The sequence below is a fragment of the Synechococcus sp. CCY 9618 genome, assembly GCF_019038415.1.
Lineage (GTDB): Bacteria > Cyanobacteriota > Cyanobacteriia > PCC-6307 > Cyanobiaceae > Cyanobium.
Map to the genome: position 1 here is coordinate 1 of NZ_JAFKRG010000011.1, position 17,977 is coordinate 17,977.

Sequence of the window (17,977 nt, forward strand, 5' to 3'; positions counted from 1 at the left end):
GAGAACAGGGGGCCGGTGCGTTCCTGCTGGCCGCGCATTCGCTCAGTGCCGTTAGGCCATTCTCCCGCGGCTGAGCTGGTTTTTCAGCAGCCTCCTAAGCCTGCTGGAGGCGCGGCTGGTGGAGCTACCGAAGTCGATTCGCGCCGCAATTGCCACAGGGCAACACAAGCCTGTCGGGGATGCCTTCCGGCAATTGCTGGACCGTCTGCCCTATTGGGCCGACCTAGTGGCGAGGACACCCGGGCTCACCCCCTACGGACTGCGGCATGGATTCGCTTGGAGGGGTGCCCACAGGGTTCCACCTATCCCCCTGCGCAACTTGGCGGCAGTGATGGGGCACTCACCCGCAACCCACCTGCGGCACTACGGACGCTGGACCGCTGAGGCCGATCTAATCGCCAGCTTCGCCACTCCACCTGTAGGGGGGGTTGACGCTGCTCGACCCCTCATGTAGCGTTCCCTCAAGTTGTAAGCCCATTTAGGGGCAAGGATCACGGACTTCATTAGGTCCGCCATCTGCTAGGGCAGGGAAACTTGCCTGAAGGAAGCGAGCTTTTCTAGCTCGCCCCACGGTGATTTCAGTTGATGCCCCTTAGTTCAGGAGCCAACTGCGACCGGGGCAACCCGAACCAATCCAATAACCCCATCTTTCCCATGAAAGTTGAATCGGGGCTGGTGCGGTATCGCGGTAAGCAGATGAGCCCGGCCATGGCCAAGCTCCTCAAAGCCAACACCCACCACCAAAAAGCCCGCAAGTACGCCCCCAAAGGTGTCGATCCTGCCACCATCAGCCCATGCCTGGCAGATGTTGAGCGTCTAGGCCCTGGCATCCTTTCTGCTGAGGTTCGCGCCCTCCATGAAAGGGTTGCGGCAATGACTGAGCGGCTGATGCAGGATCCGGCTGTTCAGGCGGAGTCCTGAGCGATGGCCAATATTGAATCCCTCCCGCCACGGGTGCAGGGAGAGGCTGCGCATGGCGTTAGCCGCGACCAATGGCTACCAACCCCCTTGGCCGCCCGCGCCCTGGGCGTGAGCCCTCGCACGCTCAAGCGTTACGGCCACCCAGAGCGTGGCTTCCTGATCCCGGGTATGCATTGGACTGCTGGCCCATATGCCAACTCAACGACCCGCTGGGATGTGGAAGCCTGTCGCGCGGTGCTCCATCACCGTGGCATGCAGGTCATTCGGGAAGTAAAACCAGGAAAACGCCTTACGGTTGGGGTGCAATGAATAACCCCATCGCCCCTGGCTTGGGCGAGCGGGGAGAACACAAAACAATCCCCGCTTACGTTCCTCCGGGCGTCCCCGAGCTTGTCGCCGAACTAGAGCAATCCTCTATCGGTCCCGAGCATCAGGCCCTGCTTCGCTACCGCAGGGTCAACTGCGACGAAGCCTGCACGCTGACGGGCTATAGGATTACCGGATGGGCCGTTCCCTACCTTGATCCGGATGGACGGCCCTACCAGTCACCAGCGCCTGGCGGTCACTTCTGGCGGCTGAAGCCCGACCCTGGCCAGCTGGAGCCAAAGGACGGTGATAAACCGCCCAAGTACCTAACCACCAAGGGCGCCGGGAATCGCCCTTACTTTTCCCCTCTTATTGATTGGTCGCAGCAGCTGCGTGGTGACAAGGCCATCGACATCACTGAGGGCGAAAAGTCTGCCGACTCAGCCAACGCTCACGGACATCCCACTATCGGGCTTACAGGCGTCTGGGGCTGGAAGGATCAACGATACGGCGAAAGCCAGCCAATTCCCGAACTAGTGACATTCGACTGGAAGAACCGGCCGATTCGGATCGTGTTCGACTCCGACATGGTGCAGAACCGGCAGGTGCAAGTTGCGGCCCAGGAGCTTGGCTTGTTCGTCGCCGGACGAAAAGGCCCACAGGACCCGGAGCCACCGTCTTTCGTCCTTCTACCCTGCGAGCTGGACGGTAAGAAGAACGGCGTGGATGATTTGATCGCCCGCCACGGCATAGGGGCCTACGACGCACTGCTGCGGATCGCGCAACCGCTGGTGAAGTGGGGGAAGTCTAAAGGTTCCAATGTCGTTGGAGGGTGCCTGCGTACCGAACCCGCCGAGACGCACCACAAGGCTGTGATGGCATGGTGCGTGATGAAGGACAACTTCGCGGTGCGAACGGGCATCGGCGTCTATCGCTGGAGCAGAACGCACTGGCTGCCACTGCCCGGCAAAGATGGCGATGCTCTGGGTCCCCATGTCCACCACTGGATGGATCATCAGGACTGGCACAAGCGCGGCAGCAGCACCATGTCCGCCGTGCTGGGTGAACTGGGCCACCGCCTCAGGTGTGATGGTTCTGCATGGGATCCGCCGCACCTGCTGGCGTTCGCTAATGGCACACTTGACACAATCACTAACACCTTTACCCCTAACCACCGCCGGGAAGACCTTCTTACGTTCTGCCTGCCCTACGACTACCAGCTCGGCGCCATCTGCCCTAAGTGGTTGGCCTTCCTAGATCAGACCTTTGAGGGCGATCCGCAACTGATCCGTCTGGCCCGCGCTGCAATCCGCTGGAGCCTGATGCCGAAGGACACCACCAGGCCGTTCCCCTTCGAGGTGCTGTTCGATGTGATCGGCCGCAAGGGCACCGGTAAGGGCACCTTCAGCGAGGTCCTGAACGCTCTGGTGGGCGGCAACCATGGCGCAGCAATCCTCAAGCCCGAGGGCATCGCCAATGCCAACACACGCCACGGGCTCATCGGGAAACGAATCGCCTACGACCCCGACTGTGGCGGCCACGTCCGCGACCCTGGCACGTTCAACAGCATCATCAGCAACGAACCGGTGGAGGTGAAGGCCCTCTACCGAGACGTGTTCAGCGCCCGCCTGGGTGTGGTGTGCTGGCGGTTCTTCAACGACACACCCACTGCCTCTGGCGGTGGTGTTGAGGGCCTAGGCAGGCGAATTATCACCTTCAGGTTCGACGTCAAGCCTGCCCGCCGTGATCCAGGTCTGAAGGCTGCCCTCATCGCCGAGGCCGCTGGCATCTTCCAATGGGCCTGGGAGATGGATCCACAAGGGATGGGCGAGGCCCTGATGGGTGCAGGCTCCATTGCCTCCATCAGGGCCGCTTCCCTGGACGGTGCACTGGAACGCCAGCCCATCCTCCGCTTCTTACTAGAGCAGTTCCCCGGTGGCCGCGATGGGATCCTGGGCGCCAACCTATATAAGCAGTGGACCGCATGGTGTGAGGCCGAGGGGCATGCCAAGAGCAGCAACACCACGTTTGCGAAGGATCTGAAGAAGCTGGAGGGCGTAACCATGTCCCACACGAAAAGCGGGAATGTTTACCGTATCCCGCCCATCGATAGGCGCCTACTGGCCGAACACCTGGGGCTCTCGTCGGACACGCCGCAAGAAGATGCTACAAGCCCACCCGAAAATGATGTGAAGGGCTTAACCCTTCACCGTGAAGGGTATAACGAACCAACCCTTCACCCCGAAACGACTGCGCAGGAAAGGGTCTCGGGGGAAGTGAAGGGTATGAAGGGTCTGGAGGCTAAAGACTTCTATAGTGAAGGGGAGGAACTGGGGAATCTCACAGGGAAAGGTCTGGGCGAAAACCTTTCACACCCTTCACTTGCCAGTATTGAAGGGGCTTTTACCCTTCACTCAGCGCATCACCTACCCTTCACGGCTCTTCCGCACCCTTCACCGCCGCAACAGCGCCAAAGTCAGCCGATCGAAGTCCTCGATGAGAAGACGGGCTCATGGCAGACAGGCTGGCGACAGATCGGCAGAGGCAAGGGCAGCGCAAGTGTCCTGTGCTCCGATCCAGCGGGTAAGAGCCGTCAGGTACGGAAGAAGCTAATCAGGCAGGTGAAATTTGCGAATGACGCCTCGCCCGTCCTGGCCCTGCGGAACCAGCTCACCTATCAGGTCTGATGTTTGCACCACCATCAGTAACTAATCAACCAACTGGGGCGCTACCTCAGTGGGGTACAGGACATTCGCACCAAGACCGACACCCGCAGCACACCTTGAGCTGAGCCGCTTGCGGCAACTCCATGTCCCGGGACGTCAACCAAGGGAAGCCGGTCGGTCCCCAGCGCAAAGCGCACTAAACATCGGCGATTGGAGCCGATCTAGCAGAGGCTACAGGCTCTGGATGAGAAAGCTGGTGAGCTTTAGGCATGAATAACTTGGAAGAAGGACGAACCAACTTCAACCAACTGCACCGATCACTTCCAATTCCGTCGCTTAGTTGAAGGGATGAACGATGTTGTTGTTGAACAGTGCAGTCGCTAGACTCAGGGGTGGATGCGCACCGCTTGTCAAGAGCTCATCGTTGCTCCCTATCCTTAAGCCTGAGGCTGGCAAAACATGCAATTCCGCTCAATCAAGACTCGAGTGGCAAAGCTTGAAAAAGCAATTCGGAATGAATCTACGAAGCCTCAATACGGCCTCGCAGGAAATGTCCTTTGGACTGCCGATGGCGGAAGGACAGCATGTGACGATGAAGGAAAGCAAATTGGGCCTATCGCCTTAGATGATGTACAGAGGGCCGTGGGATGGGCAGTAGTCGTTCACGATAAAAGCGACGTGCCTCTTGCGCACAATGGTAGGTTCAACTCGGTTCCTGTGTGGTTTCCTAGAGCCGAGAATGGCGGAGACTACCTGCTTCGGTGTGATGTGCGAGGGGCGATACCAATTGAATGCATCCTTACAGGATCAGAACCTTTTCCTCTTTCAAACGACCAAGGAGGGAGGCTAATTGCTCCATGGTCCGACTGGGCTGATGAGATGCGGATAGTAAAACGATGGGACAACTACCGACTACCTGATTACTTCCTGGACTTTATCGATGTTTTCGAGTGCGAGTGGCTTAGTAAGCTATGGCGTGAGAAGCAGCGTGGTTTGATTGAACTTTACTCCAAAATCCAACATGATCAGCAAGATGGGCTCAGACCTGCTTAGGGCGAGTACTTGAATGCCATGGCCCGTAGGATAACCGAAATGGAAACGCTCGCATTTGTGAGAGCTAACGCTCAAGACCAGCGGCGGGCAGTAGCCCTATCGGTATGCATAGCCTGTTCAGGCCCGCCCGGTAGATCTTGATGTTATATGGAAGATGAAGGTTTTTGTTTAAGCTAAAGGTCTGTCGCAACTACACGGATAGGAAACTCAAGCTGGTGCTCCCATGTGTAATAATCAACAGGGCAGGCGTCGAAGACATCTCCCCTGACGCGAAAGATACTCACCTTCACAGGTTCCTCCCAGTAGGCACTGCCCGAATCTGGCGATATTCTTCGTCCACTCGCATTTCCTGAGCATCCAACAGCATTCGTTGCCCATGTCTTCTCGCCTGCATACTCGCTATAGACAAGATAGTCTCCAGCAGGCACAAAGATTGAATACATCTTTTCACCGTCGCTCGTTCTCGTACAACGTTGCTCAAGCCCAGCAACAGAAACTGCACAGACTTTTTGGCCTGGCATAAAATCGGAAGGATAGATTAGATTGCCACTAATGCGAAAGGGAGCTGCCGCCAGATTCCTTGTGGTCACCACAGGAATACTATCTATGGCGGAAGAGATCGGCGCCGGAGAATCTGAAGCACACAGGTCGTGGATGATTTGTCCCCAGCCTGTAGCTAATGAGTATTGAGACCACTGCAAAGACTCAACATATCGGAGATTTCCAAGTGGGCCTTTACTTATTGCGAGTTTCTTTGAAGAGCAATCGACAAGAACTGTCATTCTGCTAGCGCTGCCATCGGCGTAAGAAACAAAGAGATTTCTCCAAGCCTTACCTTTTGGCTTCGCCCAATACGCCCATGGCACCAAAGCACCAGAATAGTTGCGCCACTGAGCAGATGCATTGCCCCTATAGGTGGCCGGCAACTCCTGTGTCTTAACCTGTGCCTCCAATGCAGTCAACACAACAACTGCCGCGGCAAGTCTAGGGATGCAGAGAGACAGCATGCTTGTTATGACTGTTGAAAGAGGATTACGACAATATGGCATGTATTGAATTTGCAGAAACTATAGACAGCTTAGTAAGAGCTGGAATCTTAGCTGTATCTTTCCTTGCCTTCCATCTAACGCTGCCCTTGAGTGGCAGGCAGAGAGTTTGTAGTGGCGAAGCAGATTACTGCTGGAGGCCTGCCCACTCGAAGGGCTTGTTAGACGCTCACCAAAGCGTAGGGCTAGACCTCGCCATCGACCAAGAAGAGGCGCCTCTGAAACCCGCCTCGCGTTTCGGCCTTCTGCCCCCGCACGTCCTCAAGCTCCTCCAGGGTATAGCCCTTGGCGACGCAGAGAGCGCGGATGACCTCCAGGGTGTCTGCCAACTCCTCAATGTCGCCGCCACTCTCGGAAACCTCGGAGGCCTCTTCGTGGAGCTTTGCAATGAGTTGCGCCGCGTATTCTTCGTCGCGCAACTCCCGGACGGTGTACGCCTTCCCGGCAGCGTCCATAAGCTCAGGGATTCGGTCGCGGACAAGCTTGTTGTAGGTCTTTCGCATCTAGAGGCTCACAGAAGGGAGTTGGCGACACTGGAGGACGCTGGCCGCCAGCGGCTTGGTATCGCGTCGATAGCGAGCTGGTCGCATTGCTGAAGGAAGCTCGCGCGTTTCTGCTCGGTGGCTCCGGTCTGCGCAATGAGCGTCTCGCGGAGCGGGTGGTGGCTGTCGATGAGCCAGTTGTTCCTCAAGTTCAACCGCTCGAGGTACTCGATGTGTGGGATGAGGTCGAACTTGCCGCCTGGGCCACGGTTGCACTCTGTGCAGGCCAGAACGAGGTTCCAGACACCGTCGATATTCACGCCACCAAACGACTCGGCCTGGTCGAGCCTCCTGGGGAAAAAGTGGTCGACATCAACATCAAGCGACTCACCGCGGCCGATAATGATTGGTTGATTGCAATAGAAACATGCGCCTTTCTGATACCCGTTGAGAGCGTCGCGCACTCCGACGATTGAAACCCGACGAGTGGCGTCCGTCGTGACGAAAAGCTCGCCAACCTCAATGTCTGTTTTCACCTCCAGCACTCGCGAAGGCACGCCAAGGTTCCAAGCCGTCTCAACAAGACGCCAACGCGCTTCCGCCTCTGGTGCCAAACTGTCGGCCTGCGTGTCCGCCATGAGTCGTCGAAACTCGTCAGTGAGCCGGATTCCTATGGCGGTCGCACGCTCGTCATGGAAGAACCGAATGGGGACATCTGAAGAGCCAACGACGTGAAATGCATCGATGACGTTGTTGAAGCCACGCCGGACGGTCTCCGCGCGTAGTTGATCGGATGAGAGTTCGCCTCGGTTGAAGCTGCGACAGGCGTCGAGAAACACGCTTGAGCGCGAGGTCGCTTGTCGATCCGCGGAATCTAGGTGCCGGGCAATCTCCCGAGCGAAAGGCAACGCGAGGTCATCAAGACGGACGAGGTCATCGCTGGCTGGGGCGAGCTCAACTAACGAGCGAGCGAGGGCAAACTTGTAGGACGCGACGTTTCGCCCAAAAAGGACGATCGCCCGCCAGCAGGATGCGGGATTCGGCTTGCTCTCGATGAATGGCGTGGTCGAGGGGCTTCGGGTGTGCACGTATGCTACTGAAGCCGGTTTCTCGATGCGTCTAACGCTCCAAATCAGAAGCGGGAAGAGGCGAAAGGGCTCGGTTAGCAACTATCGCTCCCACTTAGGCGGACCCGTTAAACACCTGTTCATTCGGATACATAGCGGGTCAAGTGGATGGTTCTCCTCTCCTGGGCAATCCAAGCCGAATGCCTCGCCGGGATAGCTTGTCGGTCTTCCAAACACTACTTCGAAGGGTCAGGCTTCTACCTCAAATGCCGTCCTTCTTATCATCATGTCCAAAGCTCCCAAACCTGATTCATTCCTATCATCGTTAAAAGGATATCCAGAATCCATTTTTGTCAAAGATCTATAGAAGCTGTGGGAGCCTTGGTCCTCTCTGAAGGCTGACCTACCCCCCGTCTCTGAGAATGGTGTAGCACCCTATTGCCGAGTAATGAGGCATACATGATCCCTTCGGAGACGGGCGGGATCAAGAGAAGCTCGTTTGCACTTATGGATTATGACTAATACGAGTGTGCTTCAGTTTCAACGATATTGCTTTGACGACGTTCCAACTCGTCCAGGCGGGCTTCTAGTGCTTCAGCCTGCCTTACCCGTAGGCCATGCTCCAGAAGCCTTAGCTGGTGAGCAAGGGCTACCGAGCATGCGTTTACCCGTACATTAGGTGGTGTCTCATCATCGTCGATGATTCGAGCTAGGCAGTTCACAGAGGCGTGGGCGAGCGCATGTGTCCGTGTAGCAGTGTCCTCAAACTGTGTGCGCTGATGTTGATGGACCTCAGTTCTGAATTGGTGACATCTCGTACGCCATGCCAAAAGAGTCGAGCCAGATATCCCGAGTACTTCCTGAATCTTTTTGGTACTCATACCATCGGCAACCATCCTTGCTGCCTCCCTTTGCTTGGGGGTCAGCTTTTTGATGGCTTCAAGTGAGATTCTTCCTCGGCCAGCCATGGTTTTAGAATAAGCTTACAACGGTGCTTGCTGCGAAGACAGTTTCTTACTGCTGGTCTCGAGATTCAAGCATTTGGATGATTGCGCCAGTATTTGTAATGACTCTCAGGCAATTAACCATAAGCATCACACGGTTTCACTGGGTGGTTATGGATGCGGCGTTAGGCCTTGATACGGACTGTGAAACCCCGACCGTAGCGACACCAGACCCAATCGTCAGCCTAATATCGTGGTGAGACTATACATCTATTCACCCTCAATAGCAGCCAGAACTTCCGCTTCAGTAGCACTGAGGTACTCACCCAGGCTTCCAAGTGACTTGTGGCCGGTGAGCTTCTGGACCACATGAAGTGGCACACCACGACCCACAGCGGCTTGGGCCAGGGATCGGCGGAAGGAATGGGTAGAAACTCCCTCGAAGCCCAGTCGGGCGCAGGTAAGGCGCAGTGCCTTGTCGGCGGCCTGCCGGGTTTGGGGTGTGGTGGTGGATCCAGCGGCAGGGAAGAGAGCCTCACCAGGGGCAGGGGCGTGACCGTGCTCCGCTTCCCAAAAGGATCGGTAGGCGATCAGGGCATCGCGCAGGGAGGGAACGATCGGCACCTGCCGGGTCCGCTTGGTCTTGGTGGTGGCGGCCCGGTAGGTAAGGCAGCCGTTCACGTCGGCCCAGCGCAAGGCAAGGGCTTCGCTGATCCGGGCAGCGGTCCAACGCTGGACAGCCCACAGGCAGGCGTAGCGGGGCGAGGGCGCCGCTGCAAGCAATTGATCCATCTGTGCATTGGTGAGGGCGGCGGCCTTGCCGTTGCGGTCGATTTTCACTGGGCGGCGCCTGAACTGCACTCATCGTAGTTGCTCTTTTGTGAAGAGAGCAACCATCTATGCAGGGCAATGGGTCGGCAGGAATCGGGGCCATGAGGTGGCACCTGCGTCCTTATTGAGAATGGCGGTGGCGGTCGTCTCTGCCAGCAGCCTGTGCCATCACTGACGCCAAGCCCTAACCGTCACTGCCGGGAGTACGCGCCGTCACTGACGGGCTGCTTCCCAACTAACCGCAGCGGCGCCGTGCTTCCAGGGAGTCGGAAGGAATGTTCCGAAGTTCAATCCAGGTCCAGCTGGGAGCGAGGTGGATAGCGGGTCTGCCGAAGCACTGTTCGCCGGTTAATGCGATAATCCTTAATTCTGCCCACCCACTTCATGCTCTCATCAAACTTTCAATCTGAATTCCAATGGATGAAGAATTTCTAATTAGTCTCCTTTACGAAGAAGAGGGAGCCACCCTTGACTTCAAGAGGGAGCAGTATCGGTTTGCAAATGCGACCAACGAAGACAAGTCAGAGCTGCTTAAGGATATCCTTGGATTCGCCAATGCATGGAGAAGGGCGGATGCATATGTTCTTGTGGGAGTTGAAGAGGTCCGAGGAGGAAAGAGCATTGTGCATGGCGTTGCTAGCCAGCTTGACGACCATGCGCTGCAACAATTTGTTAACTCCCTAACGAATCGTCCCATCCAGTTTCACTACAGGGCAGCTGTCTTAGAACAAAAGGAAATAGGAGTAATTCATATTGAAAAACAGGATCGACCAATCTTTCTCAAAAGGGATTATGGGAAGCTAGAGAAAGTCAAAGTCTATGTACGAAGAGGTAGCTCGACGAATCCAACAATGCCAGCTGATCCTGACGAAATATTCAGAATGGGCTTGAGTTCCGAAGACAAGGCTCCAACGCTTGTTGCTCAGTTTGCTGACATAAAGACCCAGAATCTGCTAGGGCAAAGCCTCGTTGTTAGTTCAAGGCTATGCGAATTGCCGCAAGAGCACCAGATACCGCAACTGCCAGATCCGCCTATAGGTCAATTTGGCTTCAGACCTGTAACCCCCTATAGGACCAATAGCGAATACTATCGTCAATTGGCTAAGCATATATACATACATGAGCTATATCGCCCCGTGGCATTAGCGCTAATTAATTCAGGTCGCTACGTAGCTCGCAATGTCAGGGTCGAGCTGGAGATTGCAGAAAGCACCAATATTGATGCTCTTGAAGAATGCGAAATTCCCTCAAGACCTAAGAAACAGACTTCTGGCCCAGACTTATCTGGATTTATGCCCAGAAGAACCGGAAGGCCCGGAGACCTCATTATCAATCGACTATCTGGCAAGATTAAGGTAGAGGTTATGTGTGGTGACGTACAGCCTGGTCGACGGATTTATAGTGACCAATTTTTCTTAGGCAAGAGGACGGAAGAAAAGAATTTAGTACTTTATAGCATTTACTCCGACGACCTTCCAGAGCCCATCAAAGGTCAGCTCGATATCTCTGCAGTTCTTGATCATGCTGTCTACTCATCGTCAGACCTTCTTCACGTTGGCAACCGTTTTTGATTTTTATCGTGAAACATGACTTACCATGCCGCAGAACATCCAGATGCAGAAGACGGGAGCAGGAATCGTTCATTATTGTTATCCGCACTTCCTGCTTCTGATCTAGAGCGTAAGGCGTATGCACATCTTGACCTGGAACTGCAATGGTGCCTTACGCAACAAGCTCGATGCATTAGCCACCCTGAATTTTGATATCGCTGTCATACAAGAGTGCGAAGATCCCGGTCGCTCCATGAGTGCTTCGTATAAATCATGGGCTAAGAACTACCTGTGGGTTGGGAATAACAAGCACAAAGGTCTTGGAGTGTTCGCTTCTCCCGGAGTAAAGCTTGCCCCTGTAGACCTTGATCGAGGTCAGCTCGAATCGTTTCTTCCGTGCCGGATTCAAGATTGCTTTTTGCTCGTGGCTGCTTGGACTCGGCAAGCAAACTCACCTACCTTCCAATACATTGGACAGCTTTGGAAGTTCATTCAAGCTCATCGCGACGTAATTTCAACTCAGCAAACGGTGATTATCGGAGATCTGAGTAGCAATGTTCGCTGGGATAAATGGGATCGGTGGTGGAACCACACTGATGTAGTCAGAGAACTCTCGGAAATTGGCCTGGAGAGTGTCTATCACCGCAGCCGCGGAATTCCGCAGGGTTCAGAGCCGGAGCCAACATTCTTTTTGCAGCGAAATCCCGCTAAGGCTTATCACATCGATTACGCCTTCGCGCCCGTTTCGTGGCTAGGTGACTGCTCAGCTTGGGTCGGGGAGTCTGACAAGTGGTTGCAATGGAGCGATCATATGCCTCTCTTGGTTCAAGTGAATCAGCCTGATGACGCCTAACCCCTCCCTCAAACGGAGCGCCAACAGCAGGCTAACAGACCTGGTCTAGCGGTACGCGGTATATTGTTGCCAAATCGGGCCGGCGTCCTGACTTAGTCGACCGCTAATTCGAACGTTGGACACCCGCAAGTCAGATAGCGCAACAAACTGAGGCAAACCAATGGTCGGCGAGGTAGTAGATGCACGCTCATGACAGATTCCTGCCGGAATGGTTCAACCGCATCCGATCGCGACAAATCACCCTGCCAAGGTTTCAGCGGTTTGTGGCTTGGGGCCACGGTGAGGTCTCCGGACTGTTGACCACGGTCCTTCGCGGCCTGCCCTCGGGGGCGACGCTCATCTTGGAGGTAGGCGACAAGGAGAAGTTCACGAGCCGGACTATGGTCGATGCGCCAGAGTCTGGCGAGAAGGTGACAGAGCAACTTTTGGATGGCCAGCAGCGGCTCACAGCCCTGTGGCGCAGTCTCCATGACAAGTACCCAGAACGCACATACCTCATCGGCTTCGAGGAGGACCCCGGCAATGCTGGGGCCAAGCTGCCCTATGTATATGGCCAGGCCCGCTGGTGCATGAATGGAAGCCGATATCCAATGTGGGTAGACGACGCGAAGGAGTGCTGGAATCGCGGCTTCATTCCGATCACCCTTCTTCGGCCTGAGGACATCCTTCCCGAAATCCGCCAATGGATCTCAGCAGCCCTGGCTGGCGACAATGACAAGAAGGATGCCCTGCTGGACGAGATTATCGCGCTGCGCGATCGGGTGAAAGCATTCAACCTGCCCTATCTAGCGCTACCGGCTACGACGCCCAAAGAAGTAGCACTGGACGTGTTCATCAAGATGAACACTAGCTCGGTGCACCTGTCGACTTACGACATCGTGGTGGCCTTGGTCGAGGAAGAGACCGGCAAGTCCCTGCACGACCATGTGGATGCGCTGAATCTGGCCGCGCCTAGGGCGGCGGCCTATGCCGATCTGCCTAGCCTGGTGTTAGACGTTGTGGCTTTGCGCCAAGATCGTATTCCTAGCCAGGCCGGTTATAGGGGGATCGACTATACCCGGATGCTCAGCGAGTGGGACACTGTCGTCAAGAGCATCAAGGGAATGGTGGGCTTCCTCGAAGACGAGAGCGTCTTCGATGCCCAGCGCCTGCCGAGCTATACAGCTATCCCCATCATCGCGGCTCTATGGGAGCACCTGCCGAAACAGCCTGACGAGCTAGGCAACGCTCGGCACCTTCTCCGCAAGTTCCTCTGGCGGGCCTTTTTGACCTCTCGTTACGAGCAGTCTTCGACGACCAACGCCTTGCAAGACTACCGGGGTCTCCGAAGGGTCCTGTGCGACGGTTCAGCAGAGGGTATGGTGCCAATCCTGAACCAGGACTCCTATCCGCTACCCACCTACGAGATAGTACTCCAGGCCGACTGGCCCAAGCGTAAGACAATCCTTGGACGCGGACTCCTGGCGTTGCAGATTAAATGTGGTGCTGAAGACTTGGCCGATGGTGCTAGGGCCACGGTGGCAAGCATTACCTCCAAGGAACACCCTCGGGAGTATCACCACCTCTTCCCGGTTTCGCTGCTGGAAGACGCTAAGATTCCGGACGAGCAAGTCTTCCGGACGCTCAACTGTGCCCTTGTTACTTGGCGGACGAACCGCACGATCTCGAACAAGAACCCCATTGCCTATCTGAAGGAGCGCGCAGACAACAGCGCACTTGGGGAAGAAGAACTACAGCGGCGTCTGAGGACCCACCTCATCCCTTTCGCTCAATTGGCTGTAGGCTACGAGGGGATGTCCAATGATGATCGTCGGGTGCAGGTAATGTATGACTACGCGGCGTTTCTATCCGCGAGGGCTTTAATCCTGGCCAAGGCGGGGCAACTTGCATGTGAGGGTAAGTCTCTAGAGTTGAGTCAGCTACTTGCCGATGCGAATTGACACCTGCCATGGTCTGACCCTTGTCCAGCCACGGCGTCCCAACATCAAGATCCAGCGGCCAGTGGCTGTGACTTCTCAAGCTCGCATGGGATTTCTGCCCGCCGCTGATCTTGGGGTTGTGTCCTTGGAGTGAGCTGACAGTGTTTTCTCCTGGCCACGTCTACAACAGAGTGAAGGACATCCACCTTGATTACGGTGGGCAAAGGCAAGGGGGAATGGCGACACCCGCCGATCATCCTCTTATTTTCCTGTTCACTGGTTCATCCGGGGAGTCCCACGGCTACCACGACGAGTTCAGAGATGACGGAACCTTCTGGTACACGGGTGAAGGTCAGTTCGGGGATATGAAATTCGAGAGGGCCAATCGCGCTCTTCGTGACCACGCTTCAAAAGGAAAGGCAGTGCATGTCTTTGAGGCTGCCGGTCCTGGGCTGGCACGGTACTTAGGCGAGATGGAGTACCTGGGTCACCACCTCGAGGAACGACCAGACACTAATGGAGACCTACGCCAGGCAATCGTGTTTGAGCTGGGCCTTGTTGGCGAGTCGTCAATGGGAGACGGCGCTACTGAATCGCCAATTCACCTGAAAGAGCTGCGTAGGAAGTCTCTAGCAGAGCTGAAAGAACTAGCCATCCGTGGTAACCCAGGGACAGCAAGTTCGAAGACTAGGCGCCAGACTGTCAGGATTCGCTCCGAGGCTGTTCGAGAGTATGTCCTCCGACGTGCTAACGGCACTTGCGAAGGCTGCGGTTATCCAGCGCCCTTTTTCAACAAGAAGGGTGCACCCTATCTGGAGCCCCATCACACAACGCGTGTTGCTGACGGGGGGCCTGATCATCCAAGTCATGTAATTGCACTGTGTCCCACATGTCACCGAAGAGTCCACCATGGAAAAGATGGCGACGAGTTAAATCAGGCTCTTAAGAACTGGTTGCAGGAACATGATCCAGAGACATCACTCAGGTTGTAGCGGACTCCCGCAGAACTGAGCGAGTCTTTGGCAAGCAACTGCCCGGTGCCATCGCCCAGGCCGACGACGTCGTGAAGGTCGAGGGACAGCTCAACAATATGAATCTGGCGACCCACAAGCGGGGGGGGGGGCAGACCGATCAGACGACGGCGGCGGGCTCCACGATCGGCGGCGAACACGACCCCCAGCAGGACTGGCAGCGGGTCAGGGATAGCAGGGGTGGGCTCCAGCCTCAGTCGGGCTGGCGGGGCGATTGCAGTATTACCGGTGCCGGTAAGGTGCCGAGGCGATCCGGTCCGGCCGGCTCGATCAGTGGCAGCACTCGATACCTTCTCTGTCAGGTGGCCAGGGCTCCAACGGCAGACCTTTCGCGGGGTTCCACTGGGTGCAGTCGGGCTGGGCCAGCCGGCAGGCCTTCTCATCTGCTGGGATCCGGGTGGGGTCAGCACCAGCACCGGAGCACCGGACCAAACGGTACGACTAACTCATAAATGCGATCTCGACAATTCCCTCGTCATTGTCCGCAGACAGGGCAGTAGTATCCACCGTCAAGTTCAGTTATTGGATAGCCATCCTGATAGGCGACCCTAACATAGTCTACCCATAATTCATCTCGACCGATAAAAGCATTGCAAATCTTGCAAGTATTCACTTTGAATGAATATCTATACCCGCTTCTAGCCGTCTTGTATATCGTTTCTATGCTTGCACCATGCTTGACTGCAAGAGCTATGTGGCTATCAGTAAAGGCACTTATGTCCTCATACCCTGCGTCGCCCCGGAGTGCAGCAATCTTCATTGGCGAGAAGCATTTAGAGCAAGTTCCGTCAAAGACTAGTAGGTTTAGGCGTGGCATGTTCCTGTCACACTCTGGGCATTCTGGGTTGTAGCACACATCTACGACATCAGGACTCATGATGTCTGCGTCGGCCCGGGCCAGATCTTCGTCGGATATCAGAATGAATGATATGAATGGGATGCTTTTAGCCTTGTAGTACTCAAGAGTTGACTCTTCGGGAGAGTGGGAAACTACAACCTCTATGACAGCGACAACATTGCCCTCCTTCCCGATTAGCGCTATATCTGGTCTGCATAGACCAAGACCATACTCTTCTTCAACATTTACAGCTCGCTTAAGAAGATTGCCATCATGGCTCCCACTACAATATCCACATTTCCAATGAATAGCTATTTGCTCTCCAGATCCCAATGACTTGGAGATTCTTTCATGTAGGAATTTCTTGAAGCCATAATGAAGTGCCGTCTCAGGACTGCAGTTCGGGCTAATATTCTTGTGTGCGAAATGCGGGCGGACTCTTGCCCCCCTCCTGGAGATCATTTCACCATTACAGGATAGACAGAAATATATGCCACTACGTTGAGCTGCCTCAGCCTTGATAAGTTGGCCGGATTCATTGTTAGCAAGCGAGTAGAGAATCTCTTTGCCCATCTGAGCCGTAACTTCTGGTAGCTGTTCTGAATATATTCTACCTGAACCATCAGTTCTGCTCAGCATCAAAGTAGTGATCAGCATTACCCATTTTGAGGCAATGGGTGGGGGCATACATCAGCGGGGGCGTCCCGAGGCGGCTCCGTGGGCGGTGTTGGTGCGCTCGGGCCCCCTCTGCCAGGAAAGTTGACGCCTCTCCATCCCGACCATTTCAACCACCCGGGGGCCTGATGGAACCGACCGATGCGTCCTTACGGCGAGGCCGTCAAGGCTGATCTCCGCCGGCGGATGAGCACCTGTATAGAGGAACCTACCTCGCCATGCGACTAAACTAATACCCGACTCCAATGAATGAGTTTACCATTGAGTTTATCAGATGGTAAGCTTCATACAGGAATCACCTGCTGTTATGGTAATGCCATTCGAAATACAGCCTTGTTTCATCATTATAGTAAGTGCATACTTTTCCAGCTATCCAGTTAATATATTCCTGAAGATGGCTAGTTGAGGACTTCTTCATGTCAACATAGATTCCGTCAAGCACGCACACATACCCTTTCTCGAATAACTGATCGCATCCCATGCTGCACATTGGCATTACCACATGATGGTCGATTCGCTCTTCAAGGGTGCATTGTGATCTTCTTTTGATGTGCGCTGTAACCAAAAAAGATACAGGGAAGTCTCTGTTGCAGCAAGCACATGTACCCAGTGTCTTGCGCCCAAAAAGATGTTTCTGTAAATAGCCTTGCTCAAGTCTGCGTGTTGACTGAATTTCGCTTTCTGTCTCCTTTAAAGATATGAGGCGTGATATTGCTTCTAGACATTCATCTTTGGAAATGTCAGAGTAAAATACGTCGCTCTGCAAGTCAAAAGCCTGGATGACTGCTGCACTTTTACCTTCATCCAGAACGCTAAAGCCTTGTATTACAAAGTTTGACTTGTAGCCAACTGCATCATTAAAGGTTGCATAGGGAATATCATGCTCCTTAAGCTCATCCAGGAAGTAGATGTACTCCCATGTTTGCCCATCTTTATTGTAGTTCCACAGCTCAGCCGCAAGGCTATGGCAGTGAAGTTTGTAAGTAGTGACTGCTGAGGCGTAAATGGCACCTTCTCTAGAGAAGAGAGTGATATCACCGGTCTCGATCCTGCTCCACTTCGTCTTATTGCTTCCTCCAGGAGTTACTCCCCAGACTTTGCAGTTACCATTAGGGTAAACCTCTTGAAGTGCCTGAAAGTCGTCGATGCCAATGTGAGGCCTAATTTGACCCAGGCTGACATTGGTTTCAATAGTATCAAGGAAGTGCTCACGTGCATCTTTGTTCCCCGAAGGCTGAAGGATTACTTTAGTCATCTCTCAGGTTATACTTTACTGCATTTCCCTTGGATAGACTGACAGGATATCGCTCCTTATTTATAGCGATTTTAGCCATGGACTCTGAGACTGGGTCAATTTTAAGCTTGTCTGCCAACCTGACCAAGTAAATAAGTATATCAGCTATCTCTTCTTTACATCGTGCGATGTCTTTGGTGCAGAGGTTCTCAGGCATAGAGTCTTCAATGCTTAGCCATTGAAAGACTTCAACCAGTTCTCCGACCTCGCCACACAAAGCCATAACTAGGTTTTTAGGAGAATGGAATTGATCCCAACATCGTTCATCAGCAAACTCGCGGAGCCTGATTCGCAATTCATCTAATTCTGACATTGTAGATTCCCGTGTCGAAGTGTGACATTCCGCTCTTGGTCAACGAGCCACGGATGAAATTATAAAGCAAGAGCCATGGGAGAACCAATCCGTAGTAGATCAGTTTTGGGGACATGAGTTAGGCTAGATATCCCTTTGACTCATTCAGCGATCGGCGTAGGCTTGAGGCAACTGTGGCCAGGTGATCG

At 54.5% G+C, this 17,977-nt stretch carries 14 protein-coding genes; 6 read left to right on the forward strand and 8 right to left on the reverse strand.

From position 1 onward, the window contains the following. Positions 1-708 precede the first annotated feature (708 nt). Both KUG41_RS03485 and KUG41_RS03490 read left to right on the forward strand, forming a co-directional pair. Positions 709-921 carry a hypothetical protein gene (locus tag KUG41_RS03485; protein WP_216901140.1) on the forward strand — a complete coding sequence of 71 codons (213 nt, stop codon included), beginning with the start codon at positions 709-711 and terminating at the stop codon, positions 919-921. Between the two features lie 305 nt (positions 922-1,226). Continuing rightward, entirely contained in the window at positions 1,227-3,914 is a 2,688-nt protein-coding gene (locus KUG41_RS03490; protein WP_216901142.1) for a DUF3854 domain-containing protein, read from the forward strand. Positions 3,915-5,119: 1,205 nt separating this feature from the next. On the opposite strand, the gene KUG41_RS03495 is transcribed toward KUG41_RS03490, so the two are convergent. The 5 genes from KUG41_RS03495 to KUG41_RS03515 form a co-directional block, all read right to left on the reverse strand. Further along, entirely contained in the window at positions 5,120-5,953 is an 834-nt protein-coding gene (locus tag KUG41_RS03495) for a hypothetical protein (RefSeq protein WP_216901144.1), read from the reverse strand. Positions 5,954-6,177: 224 nt separating this feature from the next. Then, a complete protein-coding gene (locus KUG41_RS03500) occupies positions 6,178-6,495 on the reverse strand; it encodes a nucleoside triphosphate pyrophosphohydrolase (protein WP_216901146.1) in 318 nt (105 codons plus the stop codon). A gap of 8 nt (positions 6,496-6,503) precedes the next feature. Further along, entirely contained in the window at positions 6,504-7,313 is an 810-nt protein-coding gene (locus KUG41_RS03505) for an HNH endonuclease domain-containing protein (RefSeq protein ID WP_216901148.1), read from the reverse strand. A gap of 746 nt (positions 7,314-8,059) precedes the next feature. Next, complete coding sequence (locus KUG41_RS16050) at positions 8,060-8,509, reverse strand: LuxR C-terminal-related transcriptional regulator (protein WP_216901150.1); 450 nt, start codon at positions 8,507-8,509, stop codon at positions 8,060-8,062. Positions 8,510-8,755: 246 nt separating this feature from the next. Then, entirely contained in the window at positions 8,756-9,325 is a 570-nt protein-coding gene (locus KUG41_RS03515) for a site-specific integrase (protein WP_216901152.1), read from the reverse strand. A 407-nt stretch (positions 9,326-9,732) separates the two neighbouring features. Between KUG41_RS03515 and KUG41_RS03520 the strand changes: the two genes are divergently transcribed. The 4 genes from KUG41_RS03520 (at position 9,733) to KUG41_RS03535 (ending at position 14,630) form a co-directional block, all read left to right on the forward strand. Continuing rightward, positions 9,733-10,887 carry a helix-turn-helix domain-containing protein gene (locus KUG41_RS03520; RefSeq protein WP_216901154.1) on the forward strand — a complete coding sequence of 385 codons (1,155 nt, stop codon included), beginning with the start codon at positions 9,733-9,735 and terminating at the stop codon, positions 10,885-10,887. A gap of 127 nt (positions 10,888-11,014) precedes the next feature. Further along, positions 11,015-11,719, forward strand: a complete 705-nt coding sequence (locus KUG41_RS03525) for an endonuclease/exonuclease/phosphatase family protein (protein WP_216901156.1) — start codon at positions 11,015-11,017, stop codon at positions 11,717-11,719. Between the two features lie 179 nt (positions 11,720-11,898). Continuing rightward, positions 11,899-13,659 carry a DUF262 domain-containing protein gene (locus KUG41_RS03530; RefSeq protein WP_216901158.1) on the forward strand — a complete coding sequence of 587 codons (1,761 nt, stop codon included), beginning with the start codon at positions 11,899-11,901 and terminating at the stop codon, positions 13,657-13,659. A gap of 215 nt (positions 13,660-13,874) precedes the next feature. Continuing rightward, positions 13,875-14,630, forward strand: coding sequence for an HNH endonuclease (locus tag KUG41_RS03535; RefSeq protein ID WP_216901160.1), 756 nt, complete (start codon positions 13,875-13,877; stop codon positions 14,628-14,630). Between the two features lie 514 nt (positions 14,631-15,144). Here KUG41_RS03535 and KUG41_RS03540 read toward each other — a convergent pair. From KUG41_RS03540 to KUG41_RS16055, 3 genes are all read right to left on the reverse strand, one after another. Then, positions 15,145-16,194 (reverse strand): competence protein CoiA family protein, encoded by a 1,050-nt coding sequence (locus KUG41_RS03540; RefSeq protein WP_216901162.1) that lies wholly within the window; start codon positions 16,192-16,194, stop codon positions 15,145-15,147. A 283-nt stretch (positions 16,195-16,477) separates the two neighbouring features. Then, entirely contained in the window at positions 16,478-17,437 is a 960-nt protein-coding gene (locus tag KUG41_RS03545) for a hypothetical protein (protein ID WP_216901164.1), read from the reverse strand. Continuing rightward, entirely contained in the window at positions 17,430-17,789 is a 360-nt protein-coding gene (locus KUG41_RS16055; RefSeq protein WP_371734013.1) for a nucleotide pyrophosphohydrolase, read from the reverse strand. Before KUG41_RS16055 ends, KUG41_RS03545 begins: the two co-directional genes overlap by 8 nt. Between the last annotated feature and the right edge of the window lie 188 nt (positions 17,790-17,977).

Bases quoted from the DNA above. Each gene is read 5' to 3' on its own strand.
- KUG41_RS03485 (WP_216901140.1), top strand. From the start codon at position 709: ATGGCCAAGCTCCTCAAAGCCAACACCCACCACCAAAAAGCCCGCAAG.
- KUG41_RS03490 (WP_216901142.1), top strand. From the start codon at position 1,227: ATGAATAACCCCATCGCCCCTGGCTTGGGCGAGCGGGGAGAACACAAA.
- KUG41_RS03495 (WP_216901144.1), bottom strand. From the start codon at position 5,953: ATGCTGTCTCTCTGCATCCCTAGACTTGCCGCGGCAGTTGTTGTGTTG.
- KUG41_RS03500 (WP_216901146.1), bottom strand. From the start codon at position 6,495: ATGCGAAAGACCTACAACAAGCTTGTCCGCGACCGAATCCCTGAGCTT.
- KUG41_RS16050 (WP_216901150.1), bottom strand. From the start codon at position 8,509: ATGGCTGGCCGAGGAAGAATCTCACTTGAAGCCATCAAAAAGCTGACC.
- KUG41_RS03520 (WP_216901154.1), top strand. From the start codon at position 9,733: ATGGATGAAGAATTTCTAATTAGTCTCCTTTACGAAGAAGAGGGAGCC.
- KUG41_RS03530 (WP_216901158.1), top strand. From the start codon at position 11,899: ATGCACGCTCATGACAGATTCCTGCCGGAATGGTTCAACCGCATCCGA.
- KUG41_RS03535 (WP_216901160.1), top strand. From the start codon at position 13,875: ATGGCGACACCCGCCGATCATCCTCTTATTTTCCTGTTCACTGGTTCA.
- KUG41_RS03540 (WP_216901162.1), bottom strand. From the start codon at position 16,194: ATGCCCCCACCCATTGCCTCAAAATGGGTAATGCTGATCACTACTTTG.
- KUG41_RS03545 (WP_216901164.1), bottom strand. From the start codon at position 17,437: ATGACTAAAGTAATCCTTCAGCCTTCGGGGAACAAAGATGCACGTGAG.
- KUG41_RS16055 (WP_371734013.1), bottom strand. From the start codon at position 17,789: ATGTCAGAATTAGATGAATTGCGAATCAGGCTCCGCGAGTTTGCTGAT.